A 12,680-nucleotide genomic window follows, 5' to 3' on the forward strand; every position below is an offset into this window, starting at 1 on the left:
GTGCATTCAGGCAGTCCGCGTCATCGTTGTCCTCCATCGCGAGCAAGCTCGCTCCTACAAGTCGCCACCGTGCAAAACACGGTCGCCACAGGTCGCTTCTACCGCTCGTCTGCTGCGTAATGTTCTGGCCACGGTGCACAAAGACACCGCCCCGACAATAATCCGCTGCCGCACGAGAATGCTCTCTATGACAAGCCTCAAAGGTCTGTTCACCCGCTGTCTCTCAATCTTCTGCGGCACCGCTCTGTTGAGCGCCGGCGCCATGGCCGCGGACGATGCTTCCTGCAAAACCGTGCGCATGGGCGTGGTCAACTGGACCGATGTGATCGCCACCAGTGGCATGGCGGATGTGCTGCTCAACGGTCTTGGCTACGAAAGCAGGCAAACCAGCGCCGTGCAGCAAATCATCTTCGCCGGCATCCGCGACAAGCGCCTGGACATCTTCCTCGGTTACTGGAAACCGGCGATGGATAAAAACATCGCACCGTTCGTGGCTGCCAATCAGGTCAAGGTCATGGACAAACCGAGCCTGGCCGATGCCCAGGCCACCCTCGCGGTCCCGGACTATGTGGCAGCGGCCGGACTGAAAACCTTCGCCGACATCGCCAGATTCAAGGATCAGCTCGGCGGCAAGATCTACGGCATCGAGCCGGGCAGCGGCGCGAACACCACGATCAAGACCATGATCGAGACCAATCACTTCGGCCTGAAGGATTTCAAACTGATCGAGTCCGGTGAGGCCGGGATGCTGGCGGCCGTGCAGCGGGCGGTGAATCGCAAGGAATTCGTGGTGTTCGTCGGCTGGACCCCGCACCCGATGAACATCAACATGAAGATCGACTATCTGACCGGCAGTGAAGACGTGTACGGGCCGAATGAAGGTGCTGCGACCGTTTCCACCGTAACCGCGCCGGATTACGCCCAGCGTTGCCCGAACGTCAATCGCCTGCTGGAAAACCTCACGTTCAGCGCTGCTCAGGAAAGCCAGTTGATGGTGCCGATCATGGAGCGCCAGACAGCTCAGGATGTCGCGAAAAAATGGCTGCGTGACCATCCAGAAGACTTGCAGCGCTGGCTGGCGGGTGTCAACAGTTTCGATGGCAAGGATGGCGTGGCGACGGTTCAGGCCAGTCTGAAGAACTGACCCTCGTCTGTTCTGCGCAAACCTGTAGGAGTGAGCCTGCTCGCGATAGCGGTAGGACATTCAGAATTGATGTCGACTGACGCGCCGCCATCGCGAGCAGGCTCGCTCCTACAGGGGGATCTCACCCACTTTCCTGAACGGGCACCAGGCTCATGGCTCCTTACCCGCTTTCCGAGCAAATGACGGCTTTCGTCGAGAAAACCGTCAGTTTCAACAGCACCGACAGCAGTATCACCGGGTTGCGCCAGGCCTACAGCGAGATGTGCCGGGCGTTTACCCCGGCACGCCCCGCCGGGTTGTCTGTGGTTGAATTCGAGTTGGCCGGTGTTGCTGTTCGTTCCTATCAACCACCGGCCAGTGGTGCGTCGTGCATCGTTTACCTGCATGGCGGTGGCTGGGTGGTGGGGGACCTGGATTCCCACGATTTCATCTGCGCCGAATTGGCATCGACGCTTGGTGTGCTGGTGATCGCCGTCGATTACCGCCGGGCGCCGGAGCATCCGTTTCCTGCTGCGTTCGATGATTGCCTGAAGGTCTGGCGAGCACTGCGCACCAGGCCATTTCAACTCGATCCTGCGCGCATGCTGGTGGCCGGCGACAGTGCCGGTGGCAACCTCGCGGCGGCGTTGTGCCTGGCGCTGCGCGATGCCGGCGAGCCGCTGCCGTGTGCGCAGGTTCTGATCTATCCGGGGTTGGGCGGCGATCACCGCCTGCCGTCGCGCAGTGAGTGCATCGACGCGCCGTTACTCAGCAGCAGTGACGTCGATTGCTATCACGCGCTTTACCTGCAAGGCACCCGCCATCCGAACGCCTACGCCATGCCATTGCTCGCCACGGATTTCAGCGGACTGCCACCGGCATGGATCGCCGTGGCGCAATTCGACCCGTTGCGCGATGACGGCGTGCTGTATGCCGAGCGACTGAAGGCTGCGGGCGTGGCTGCCACGCTATATGTCGGCGAGGGTTTGGTTCATGGCTGTTTGCGGGCCCGCGGGCAGGTGGCCGAGGTCGATTCGCTGTACGAAACCTTGTTCGGATATCTGGCGGCGAAACTCTGACTTCGCACGGGCATGCTCATTGACGTAATTCGGGTTTATGATGCCGGACGGCAGAATAATAGAAGTCCCCCCAGGGATGACCTTGACCCCTTACGGAGTGCGCAATGCAGACTTTGTACCCACAGATCAAACCCTACGCCCGGCACGATCTGGCCGTCGATGCGACCCACACCCTGTACGTCGACGAAAGCGGTTCACCGGAAGGTTTGCCCGTGGTGTTCATCCATGGTGGTCCCGGTGCCGGATGTGATGCCCAGAGTCGTTGCTTCTTCGATCCCAATCTCTATCGCATTGTCACGTTCGATCAGCGCGGTTGCGGTCGCTCCACCCCCCACGCCAGCCTGGAAAACAACACCACCTGGGATCTGGTCGCCGACCTTGAGCGAATTCGCCAGCACCTGGGCATCGACAAATGGGTGCTGTTTGGCGGCTCATGGGGTTCGACCCTGGCGCTGGCCTACGCACAAACCCATCCTGAGCGTGTACACGGTCTGATCCTGCGCGGGATCTTTCTCTGCCGTCCGCAGGAAATCGAATGGTTCTACCAGTCCGGCGCGAGCCGCCTGTTCCCCGATTACTGGCAGGACTACATCGCGCCGATCCCTCTGGACGAGCGCGGTGACTTGCTTACCGCGTTCCACAAGCGTCTGGTCGGTAACGACCAGATTGCCCAGATGCACGCGGCCAAGGCCTGGTCCACCTGGGAGGGCCGCACCGCGACCCTGCGTCCCAACCCGCTGGTGGTCGATCGTTTCTCCGAGCCACAACGTGCATTGTCGATTGCCCGCATCGAATGCCACTACTTCAGCAACCACGCCTTCCTGGAGCCGAACCAGTTGATCCGCAACATGGACAGGATCGCCCATTTGCCCGGCGTGATCATCCATGGCCGCTATGACGTGATCTGCCCGCTGGATAACGCCTGGGAACTGCATCAAGCCTGGCCGAACAGCGAACTGCAGGTCATCCGCGATGCCGGCCATGCCGCTTCCGAACCGGGCATCACCGACGCGCTGGTGCGCGCCGCCAATCTGATGGCCCGGCGACTGCTTGACCTGCCGCCTGAAGAAGCATGAAGGGCCTGTTGCAACGGGTGCGCGGCGCGCGGGTCGAGGTCGCGGGCGAAGTCGTAGGTGCCGTCGATCAGGGATTGCTGGTCCTGGTAGCCGTCGAGCCCGACGACACGCGGGCCAGCGCCGACAAACTTCTCAATAAGCTGCTTAACTATCGGGTGTTCAGTGACGCTGAGGGCAAGATGAATCTGTCCCTGGCGGATGTGGGTGGCGGGCTGCTGCTGGTCTCTCAGTTCACTCTGGCTGCCGATACTAAAAACGGGCTGCGTCCGAGTTTCTCGACCGCGGCCCCTCCGGCGCTGGGCGAGGAGTTATTCGACTATTTATTAAGCAAAGCGAAACAGGTGCATGGCACTGTGGCATCAGGTAGATTCGGCGCGGATATGCAGGTGCACCTGGTCAATGACGGCCCGGTAACCTTCCTGTTACAGACCTGAAAGCGTTTGAAACAAGTTTTTACGCTCAATTCGACTGAAAACAGGACTTTTTCGCGATAAATACTTTGTTACCCCTGATGCGTTGTAACGCGGCCTACTAGATAATCGCGCGCTACGGGGATCAGCGTTCGTTGGTCCATTTTGACTTAGGTAGAGAATTGTCCGGATCCGATTGGGGAATCATTTCGCCCCAGCGGAGTCGGAACAATGCTCGCCAACTTGGCAAGAGTGGTTTGCAAGGGCGGTTTTTTCATACCGTACTCCGAGCAGACCCTTTAACTGGCCGTTGGTTTTTTGATCTGTTTTCGGCGAGGGTTGCTCGTGATTGTTAGTCCCTGTAATGCACCAAAATTGTCTGCCAAACGGTTACGCAGCGCCCTGGTAGCGGGCTCTGCACTGCTCTGCCTGCTCAGCGCCGGCCAGCTTTGGGCATTCAGTCTGGATGATGTATCGGTCAAGGCAAAAGAGCTGGCCGCGCAGAAATACGAAGCGCCGCGCAGTAACCTGCCGAACGAATTCCGCGACATGAAATTCGCGGACTATCAGAAAATTCGTTTTCTGACGGAAAAAGCCGAATGGGCTGATCAGAAGACGCCGTTCAAGCTGTCCTTCTATCACCAGGGCATGCATTTCGATACGCCGGTGAAAATCAACGAAATCACCGCGAACACCGTCGAAGAGATCAAATACGACCCGAGTCGCTTCGACTTCGGCGACTTGCAGTTCGATCCCAAGGCCACCGAACAACTGGGTTATGCCGGTTTCCGTGTGCTGTACCCGATCAACAAGGCTGACAAGCAAGACGAAATCATGACCATGCTCGGCGCGAGCTACTTCCGCGTCGTCGGCAAGGGGCACGTCTATGGCTTGTCCGCTCGCGGCATGGCGCTTGATACCGCGTTGCCGTCCGGCGAAGAGTTCCCGCGTTTCCGCGAATTCTGGGTTCAGCAGCCCAAGCCAGGCGACAAGCATCTGGTGATCTTCGCCCTGCTCGACTCTCCGCGTGCTACCGGTGCCTATCGCCTGATCCTGCGTCCGGGCAGCGATACCATCGTCGACGTCAAGGCGAAGATGTTCCTGCGTGACAAGGTCGGCAAGCTGGGTATCGCCCCGTTGACCAGCATGTACCTGTTCGGCGCCAACCAGCCGTCGAAGGTACTGAACTACCGTCGCGAACTGCACGACTCCAGCGGTCTGGCGATCCATGCCGGCAACGGCGAGTGGATCTGGCGTCCGCTGAACAACCCGAAACACCTGGCCGTGAGCAACTTCAGCGTGGAAAACCCGCGCGGATTCGGTCTGCTGCAACGTGGCCGCGACTTCAGCCACTACGAAGACCTCGACGATCGCTACGACAAGCGCCCAAGCGCCTGGATCGAGCCGAAGGGTGACTGGGGCAAGGGCACTGTCGACCTGGTCGAGATTCCGACCGCCGACGAAACCAACGACAACATCGTTGCCTTCTGGAACCCGGAAAAATTGCCGGAACCTGGCCAACCGCTTGATGTCGCTTATCGTATGCACTGGACCATGGACGAAGAGACGATTCATGCGCCGGACAGCGCCTGGGTCAAACAGACCCTGCGCTCCACCGGTGACGTCAAACAGTCCAACCTGATTCGTCAGCCGGACGGCAGCGTTGCCTACCTGGTGGACTTCGAAGGCCCGTCCCTGGCGGCATTGCCTGCCGATGCGGAGGTCCGCAGCCAGGTCAGCGTCGGCGACAATGCCGAACTGGTGGAAAACAGCGTGCGTTTCAACCCTGAAACCAAGGGCTGGCGCCTGACCCTGCGGATGAAGATCAAGGATCCGGGCAAGTCCACCGAGATGCGTGCCGCGCTGGTGCAGAACATAGTGCCTGCGGACCTGGCCAAGACTTCGATTCCGTCGTCGAACTCGTCGGTTGCCAAGGCCGACAAGGTTGCCGCCAAGCAACAGGAGAAAGCAGACAAGGAAGCCAAGCAAGTGGAGGCCAAGCAGGCCGAAGCGAAGCCTGCTGCAGATGCCAAGGACAAGGCCAATCAAGACGCCAAGCAGCCTGCCGCTGCCGACGCGGCCCCAGCCACACCGGAATCGGCGCCGACTGAAGAAGTCCTGACCGAAACCTGGAGCTATCAGTTGCCTGCCGATGAGTAACTCTCAAGTACGGCCAGAAACTCTTTCCGAGTATCTGGCGCATCTGCCGATGACCGACCAGCAGCGCGCGGAACTCGCGGGCTGCCAGTCTTTCAGCGAATTGCACGAACGCCTGTCGTCATCGACGTTCGACGCCCCGACCGAAGCCGCTCAGGCTTCGGTCGGCAAACGCCTGACCCTGAGCACCGCCGAGGAGCTGCAAGACGCGGAAATGCTGGCACTCGACGCCAACGGCCGGGTCTGCCTCAAGGCGACCCCGCCGATCCGGCGGACCAAGGTCGTGCCGGAGCCGTGGCGCACCAACATTCTGGTGCGTGGCTGGCGCCGGATGACCGGTCGTACCAATCCGCCGAAGCCGCCGAAGGACGAGCGGGTGTTGCCTGCTGCGCGCTGGCGCACCGTGGGTTCGATCCGTCGCTACATTCTGTTGCTGCTGATGCTCGGTCAGACCATCGTCGCCGGCTGGTACATGAAAGGCATCATGCCGTACCAGGGCTGGTCGTTCGTCGACCTCGACGAAGTGCTGCACCAACCGCTGCTGCAAACCGCCACGCAAGTGCTGCCGTATGCCTTGCAGACCAGCATTCTGATCCTGTTCGGGATTCTGTTCTGCTGGGTCTCGGCCGGTTTCTGGACCGCACTGATGGGCTTCCTCGAACTGCTCACCGGCCATGATAAATACCGTATCTCCGGTAAAAGTGCCGGCAACGAGCCGATTCCAAAGGATGCGCGCACCGCCCTGGTGATGCCGATCTGCAACGAAGACGTGCCACGGGTATTCGCCGGTCTGCGCGCGACTTTCGAGTCTGTCGCGGCCACGGGTGACCTGGACCGCTTCGACTTCTTCGTCCTCAGCGACAGTAATGACGCCGATATCTGTGTCGCCGAGCAACAGGCCTGGCTGGATGTCTGCCGCGAAGCCGGGGGCTTCGGCAAGATCTTCTATCGCCGTCGTCGTCGTCGCGTAAAACGTAAAAGCGGCAACCTCGATGACTTCTGCCGTCGTTGGGGCGGTGACTACAAGTACATGGTCGTACTCGATGCCGACTCCGTGATGAGCGGCGAGTGCCTGACCAGTCTGGTGCGCCTGATGGAAGCCACGCCGGACGCCGGGATCATCCAGACCGCGCCACGTGCGTCGGGCATGGACACCCTGTATGCGCGCATGCAGCAGTTCGCCACTCGTGTGTATGGCCCGTTGTTCACCGCCGGCCTGCACTTCTGGCAACTGGGCGAGTCGCACTACTGGGGCCACAACGCGATCATCCGCATGAAGCCGTTCATCGATCACTGCGCCCTGGCGCCGTTGCCGGGTAAAGGCGCGTTCTCCGGCGCGATCCTGTCCCACGACTTCGTTGAAGCCGCGCTGATGCGCCGTGCCGGTTGGGGCGTGTGGATTGCCTACGATCTGCCGGGCAGCTACGAAGAACTGCCGCCGAACCTGCTGGACGAACTCAAGCGCGACCGTCGCTGGTGCCACGGCAACCTGATGAACTTCCGCCTGTTCCTGGTCAAGGGCATGCACCCGGTGCACCGCGCGGTGTTCCTGACCGGTGTGATGTCCTACCTGTCGGCGCCGTTGTGGTTCTTCTTCCTGGTGTTGTCGACCGCGCTGCTGGCGGTCAACACGCTGATGGAGCCGCAGTACTTCCTCGAACCGCGCCAGCTCTACCCGTTGTGGCCACAATGGCACCCGGACAAGGCGATTGCGCTGTTCTCGACCACCATCGTGCTGCTGTTCCTGCCGAAACTGTTGAGCATCATCCTGATCTGGGCCAAGGGTGCGAAAGAGTTCGGCGGCAAGTTCAAGGTGACCCTGTCGATGCTGCTGGAGATGCTGTTCTCCATGCTGCTGGCGCCGGTGCGGATGATCTTCCACACCCGTTTTGTCCTCGCTGCGTTCCTTGGCTGGGCCGCGACCTGGAACTCGCCGCAACGTGACGACGACTCCACACCGTGGAGCGAAGCGGTCAAGCGCCACGGCCCGCAAACCCTGCTGGGCTTCTTCTGGGCCATGCTGGTGATCTGGCTGAACCCGAGCTTCCTGTGGTGGCTGGTGCCGATCGTCGGTTCGTTGATGCTGTCGATCCCGGTGTCGGTGATCTCCAGCCGCGTTGGCCTGGGCCTCAAGTCCCGTGACGAGAGCCTGTTCCTGATCCCTGAGGAATACAATCCGCCGCAGGCGTTGCTGGCCACCGACCAGTACACCCACGAAAACCGCTGGCACGCGCTGAACGACGGCTTCGTCCGTTCGGTGGTCGATCCACAGCAGAACGCCCTGGCGTGCTCGTTGGCGACCTCGCGGCACAATCAGGCCGAGCCGATCGAATGGCTGCGGATCGAGCGGGTGCGCCACGCGATGAAAGTCGGACCTGAAGGCCTGACCAACAACGAGCGTGTGCAACTGCTGAGTGATCCGGTGGCCTTGGCCCGCCTGCATGAGCAGGTCTGGAGCGAAGGCCATGCCGAGTGGCTGGATGCATGGCGCAAGTCGGTCAAGGCCGACCCCCACGCGCCGTTGCTGCCGCTCAAGCCGATGAGTGTGCAGCCTCAGGTGGCATAATGAAAAAACCCGCGAAAGCGGGTTTTTTTATGGCTTCAAAAGTTATACCGAGTCGCTCCCATCGCGAGCAGGCTCGCTCCCACAGGGGGTAGTGCCTGGCACAGATATTATGCTCGAGCAGGTCAGTGTGGGAGCGGGCCTGCCCGCGAAGGCATCACCTCGGTCTTTAGTAGGCCGAGGCATGCGCATCACCTCAAATCTTGAATCTGCCCACCAGCATCTGCAAATGCGTCCCCAGCCGCGCCAGCTCAACGCTGGAGGCTGCGGTCTCCTCACTGGCTGCCGAGGTCTGATCCGACACATCCCGCACGTTCAGCACGCTGCGGTTGATCTCTTCAGCCACGGCGCTTTGCTGTTCGGCGGCAGCGGCGATCTGCTGGTTCATCGCCTGAATCGCCGAGACGGTGCGGGTGATGCTTTCCAGTGAGCCGCCGGCGCGGCGGGTCAGTTCGACACTGCTGTCGGTCAGGTTGCGGCTGTTGTCCATAATGGTCGCCACTTGCTGCGTGCCGCTTTGCAGGCCGACGATCAGCTCTTCGATCTCTTCGGTGGACTTCTGGGTGCGCTGGGCCAGGCTGCGGACTTCGTCTGCCACCACGGCAAAACCACGCCCGGCTTCACCGGCGCGAGCGGCTTCAATCGCCGCATTGAGCGCCAGCAGGTTGGTTTGCTGGGCCACGGATTTGATCACGTCCAGCACGCTGCCGATCTTGTCGCTTTCGCGCTGGAGTTCGCCCATGGCAGCGGTGGAGTGGCCGACTTCCTTGGCCAGGCGTTCGATCTGGGCGATGGCTTCACCCACCACTTTGTCGCCCTCGCGGGCCTGCTGGTCGGCGGCGACGGCGGCTTCGGAGGCCTCTTCGGCGTTACGCGCGACTTCCTGCACGGTGGCGGCCATTTCGTTCATGGCAGTGGCAACCTGATCGGTCTCGACCTTCTGGCTGTTGACCCCGGCGCTGGTCTGTTCGGTGACGGCGGACAACTCTTCGGCGGCACTGGCAATCTGCGTGACGCCATCGCTGATGCCGCCGATCAGTTCGCGTAGACCCTGGGTCATGCTCTGCATGGCACGCTGCAACTGGCCGAGTTCGTCGCGGCGCTGCGACGTCAGGTTGTGGGTCAGGTCGCCACTGGCGACGCGCTCGGCGACGGCCAGGGTCTGGTTCAACGGAATGATGATTTGCCGGGTGATCGCCCAAGCGGCCAGCAGGCCGAAAGCGATGGCCAGCACAGTGGCGAGGGTCAGCATGTTCTTGGCATGGGCGGCGTCGGTGTCACGCACGACGGTTTGCGAGACGGTGAGTTTCTGGCTCATGCCCGACAGGATGTCGCCTTGGGCAGACATGCGTACCAGGGCCTTGGCGCTGGCCACCTGGGAGTCGCGGAACTGGCTGACAGCGGCGCGGTAGGCCTTCAGCGAATCAGTCGCCTGTTGCAGGTTGGCGATGTGTTCTTCAGGCAGTTTGGCCGGCAGGCTCTCGAGGTTCTTCAGGGCGTTGTCGATCGCGTCGAGGGCCGGTTGTTCGGCCTCGCTCTTGCCGCTGTAGGTGTAGCCACGTACCTGGAAACGCGCCTGCTGGATCAGTTTGCTCAGGTCGATCACGCTATTGAAGGCGGTCACGCTATCACCTTGCAGCATGGATTTTTCCACTTCGGCGACGCGGGCCACAGCGTTGTCGGCGGTGGCGCCGAGTTTGCTGCGGGCGTCTTCACGCTGGGCGCCGGCCTGGGTCATGTCGCTGAAGGCACGGCGGTATTCGGCGACAGCGGCCAGTTGTTGATCGACCATGGCCGTATCAGCCGGTTGCTCGATCAGGCCGCGGGCGGTCTGCAGGCCGCTTTCGAGTTTGCCCAACAGATCGTTGACGGCACCGGGACCTTGTTCGCCGCGACGCATCTCGTAATCCAGGCGAGCGATGCGCAGGTCCTTGGTCAGGTCGTTGAGACTGGCGATGAACCCCAGTTTATCGCCACGGCTGGTCACACCGCTCAGGCCGCTCCAGCCGGTGAAGGTGATCAGCAGGGTCAGTAACAGCACCAGGCCGAAGCCGATCCCCAGCTTGCGTTTGACGCTGACGTTTCCCAGACTCTCGGCTAGCCATTGATACATGCTGAAACTCCCCCGGACCGCAATTTGGTTTTATGGGGATGTATCGGCAGGAGGGCGCGGTTCTGTAGGCGTCGCCCGATGGATGGGCGAATGATGACGTGTAGGAGCGAGCCTGCTCGCGATGGCGGCGGATCAGCCGACATTGATGTGGCTGGTACACCGCCATCGCGAGCAGGCTCGCTCCTACAGGGAATGTGGCCTGGATCTAGAAAAGTCGGGCCAGCAGGGCGGTCACGGCGGTTTCGACCCGCAGAATGCGCTCGCCCAGTTGCACCGGTTGCAGGCCGGACTTGCCCAGCAGGTCGATCTCGTAGGGAATCCAGCCACCTTCGGGGCCGATGGCCAGGGTCACCGGTTCGCTGAGTGCGCGAGGGCAGGGCGGATAATTGCCCGGATGCCCCACCAGGCCGAGGGTACCGTCGGTGATCGCCGGCAAACGGTCTTCGACGAAGGGTTTGAAGCGCTTCTCGATGACGACTTCCGGCAGCACGCTGTCCCGTGCCTGTTCGAGGCCGAGGATCAACTGCTTGCGAATCGCCTCGGGCTCCAGGAACGGGGTCTGCCAGAAGCTCTTCTCGACGCGATAGCTGTTGACCAGCACGATCCGTGGTACACCCATGGCCGCCACGGTCTGGAACACCCTGCGCAGCATCTTGGGCCGTGGCAGGGCCAATACCAGGGTCAATGGCAGCTTGGCCGGTGGCGGCTGGTCAAGGGTGACGCGCAATTGGGCTTCGTCGGCGTCCAGGCGCAGCACTTCGGCCGAACCCATCAGCCCGCCGATCCGTCCGACGCGCATGCTGTCGCCCACTTCACAGCGGTGGACTTCCTGCATGTGCGTCAACCGGCGATCACGCAGGATCACCTGGTCGGCCGCAATGAAATCGGCTTCTTCGAGCAGCAGCAGGTTCACGGTTGAGTCGCTGGCGGCTGGTCGTTGTGGTCGTCAGCCGGTTGGTCGTCCGGATGTTCGCCACGTTTGCTGATCAGGCTGCCAAACAGGATGCCGATCTCGAACAGCAACCACATCGGCACGGCCAGCAGGGTCTGCGAGAAGATGTCCGGCGGCGTCAGGATCATGCCGACCACGAAGCAGCCGATGATTACGTACGGGCGGATTTTCTTCAGGTATTTGACGTCGACTACGCCGATCCACACCAGCAGCACTACGGCCACCGGGATTTCGAACGCCACGCCAAAAGCGAAGAACAGCGTCATGACGAAATCGAGGTAGCTGGTGATGTCGGTCATCATTTCCACGCCGGCCGGAGTGGCGGAGGCGAAGAACTTGAAGATCAGCGGGAACACCAGGAAGTAGGCGAAGGCCATGCCGGTGTAGAACAAAAAGATGCTGGAGACCAGCAAGGGCACGGCAATGCGTTTTTCATGCTTGTACAGGCCGGGGGCGATGAAACCCCAGATCTGATGCAGGATCACCGGGATGGCCAGGAACAGCGAGACCATCATCGTCAGTTTCAGTGGCGTCAGGAACGGCGACGACACATCGGTGGCAATCATCGTCGCGCCGACCGGCAGGTACTGGCGCAGCGGTGTGGAGACGAAGGTGTAGATCTGCTGGGTGAAGGCGAACAGACCGGCGAAGATGATGAAAATCGCCGCTACGCAGCGCAGCAGTCGGGTACGCAACTCGGTGAGGTGCGAAACCAGCGGCATGTGCTGGTCGTTTTCGGGAAGGTCGCTCATGGGGCTCGCGGCGGCAGTGTTGGGTCATGAGGGGCCGGCGCAACGGGCGCAGCCGCAGGTGTAACGGGTTCAACCGGAGTTGCTGCAACAACAGGTGCAGGTTCGACAGGCGCTACAACGGGAGCAGGTGTCGGGTCGACAGCAGCGGCAGGCGCATGAATCGTCTGCTCTCCCACATGCTCCACCGGCGTCGGCTCCTGCTGGGTCGGCGTGAAGATTTTCCGCGCCTCCTGCTCAAGCGACAGGATGTGCTCGTTGTGCAGTTGCCGACGAATCTCGTCGGCACCGATTTCACGTTCAACTTCCTGTTTGATCGCGTTGAAGCTGCGCTTCAGACGCCCGACCCACAGGCCAGCGGTGCGCGCAGCGCCCGGCAAGCGCTCGGGGCCCAGCACCAGCAGGGCGACGAGGCCGACGAGCAGCAGTTCAGAGAAGCTGATACCAAACATTAGTCA

10 protein-coding genes and 1 pseudogene are annotated in these 12,680 nt (G+C 61.4%); 6 read left to right on the forward strand and 5 right to left on the reverse strand.

All coding sequences use genetic code 11. From position 1 onward, the window contains the following. Nucleotides 1-187 precede the first annotated feature (187 nt). The 6 genes from KGA83_RS21215 to mdoH all read left to right on the forward strand — a co-directional run bounded on the left by KGA83_RS21215 (nt 188) and on the right by mdoH (nt 8,411). A complete protein-coding gene (locus tag KGA83_RS21215; RefSeq protein ID WP_108216214.1) occupies nt 188-1,144 on the forward strand; it encodes a choline ABC transporter substrate-binding protein in 957 nt (318 codons plus the stop codon). 152 nt (nt 1,145-1,296) lie between these two features. After that, entirely contained in the window at nt 1,297-2,202 is a 906-nt protein-coding gene (locus KGA83_RS21220; RefSeq protein ID WP_223530796.1) for an alpha/beta hydrolase, read from the forward strand. A 104-nt stretch (nt 2,203-2,306) separates the two neighbouring features. Next, nucleotides 2,307-3,278: a prolyl aminopeptidase gene (gene pip / locus KGA83_RS21225; RefSeq protein WP_108216216.1), complete on the forward strand. Its 972-nt coding sequence runs from the start codon at nt 2,307-2,309 to the stop codon at nt 3,276-3,278. Then, a complete protein-coding gene (dtd, locus tag KGA83_RS21230) occupies nt 3,275-3,712 on the forward strand; it encodes a D-aminoacyl-tRNA deacylase (protein ID WP_007989269.1) in 438 nt (145 codons plus the stop codon). Before pip ends, dtd begins: the two co-directional genes overlap by 4 nt. A gap of 321 nt (nt 3,713-4,033) precedes the next feature. Beyond that, nucleotides 4,034-5,848 carry a glucan biosynthesis protein G gene (locus KGA83_RS21235; protein ID WP_108216217.1) on the forward strand — a complete coding sequence of 605 codons (1,815 nt, stop codon included), beginning with the start codon at nt 4,034-4,036 and terminating at the stop codon, nt 5,846-5,848. Next, nucleotides 5,841-8,411 carry a glucans biosynthesis glucosyltransferase MdoH gene (gene mdoH, locus KGA83_RS21240; RefSeq protein ID WP_108216218.1) on the forward strand — a complete coding sequence of 857 codons (2,571 nt, stop codon included), beginning with the start codon at nt 5,841-5,843 and terminating at the stop codon, nt 8,409-8,411. The genes KGA83_RS21235 and mdoH overlap by 8 nt, the downstream gene beginning before the upstream one ends. A 193-nt stretch (nt 8,412-8,604) precedes the next feature. Here mdoH and KGA83_RS30145 read toward each other — a convergent pair whose 3' ends face one another. From KGA83_RS30145 to tatB, 5 genes and pseudogenes are all read right to left on the reverse strand, one after another. Then, a complete protein-coding gene (locus KGA83_RS30145; protein WP_371920744.1) occupies nt 8,605-9,477 on the reverse strand; it encodes a methyl-accepting chemotaxis protein in 873 nt (290 codons plus the stop codon). Next, nucleotides 9,460-10,521, reverse strand: a pseudogene (locus KGA83_RS30150) (methyl-accepting chemotaxis protein); the annotation flags it as partial. The gene KGA83_RS30145 and the pseudogene KGA83_RS30150, both read right to left, overlap by 18 nt. A gap of 205 nt (nt 10,522-10,726) precedes the next feature. After that, nucleotides 10,727-11,434 carry a 16S rRNA (uracil(1498)-N(3))-methyltransferase gene (locus KGA83_RS21250; protein WP_223530800.1) on the reverse strand — a complete coding sequence of 236 codons (708 nt, stop codon included), beginning with the start codon at nt 11,432-11,434 and terminating at the stop codon, nt 10,727-10,729. Continuing rightward, nucleotides 11,431-12,225, reverse strand: a complete 795-nt coding sequence (gene tatC, locus KGA83_RS21255) for a twin-arginine translocase subunit TatC (RefSeq protein WP_108216221.1) — start codon at nt 12,223-12,225, stop codon at nt 11,431-11,433. The genes KGA83_RS21250 and tatC overlap by 4 nt, the downstream gene beginning before the upstream one ends. After that, nucleotides 12,222-12,674, reverse strand: a complete 453-nt coding sequence (gene tatB / locus KGA83_RS21260) for a Sec-independent protein translocase protein TatB (protein WP_108216222.1) — start codon at nt 12,672-12,674, stop codon at nt 12,222-12,224. Before tatB ends, tatC begins: the two co-directional genes overlap by 4 nt. Between the last annotated feature and the right edge of the window lie 6 nt (nt 12,675-12,680).

Origin of the sequence: Pseudomonas sp. GL-R-19 (assembly GCF_019956375.1) — a bacterium.
Classification (GTDB): domain Bacteria; phylum Pseudomonadota; class Gammaproteobacteria; order Pseudomonadales; family Pseudomonadaceae; genus Aquipseudomonas.

Excerpts from the sequence above, each read along its gene's own strand:
- KGA83_RS21220 (WP_223530796.1), top strand. The coding sequence starts at position 1,297 with ATGGCTCCTTACCCGCTTTCCGAGCAAATGACGGCTTTCGTCGAGAAA.
- mdoH (WP_108216218.1), top strand. The coding sequence starts at position 5,841 with ATGAGTAACTCTCAAGTACGGCCAGAAACTCTTTCCGAGTATCTGGCG.
- KGA83_RS30145 (WP_371920744.1), bottom strand. The coding sequence starts at position 9,477 with ATGCAGAGCATGACCCAGGGTCTACGCGAACTGATCGGCGGCATCAGC.
- pip (WP_108216216.1), top strand. The coding sequence starts at position 2,307 with ATGCAGACTTTGTACCCACAGATCAAACCCTACGCCCGGCACGATCTG.
- KGA83_RS21215 (WP_108216214.1), top strand. The coding sequence starts at position 188 with ATGACAAGCCTCAAAGGTCTGTTCACCCGCTGTCTCTCAATCTTCTGC.
- dtd (WP_007989269.1), top strand. The coding sequence starts at position 3,275 with ATGAAGGGCCTGTTGCAACGGGTGCGCGGCGCGCGGGTCGAGGTCGCG.
- tatB (WP_108216222.1), bottom strand. The coding sequence starts at position 12,674 with ATGTTTGGTATCAGCTTCTCTGAACTGCTGCTCGTCGGCCTCGTCGCC.
- tatC (WP_108216221.1), bottom strand. The coding sequence starts at position 12,225 with ATGAGCGACCTTCCCGAAAACGACCAGCACATGCCGCTGGTTTCGCAC.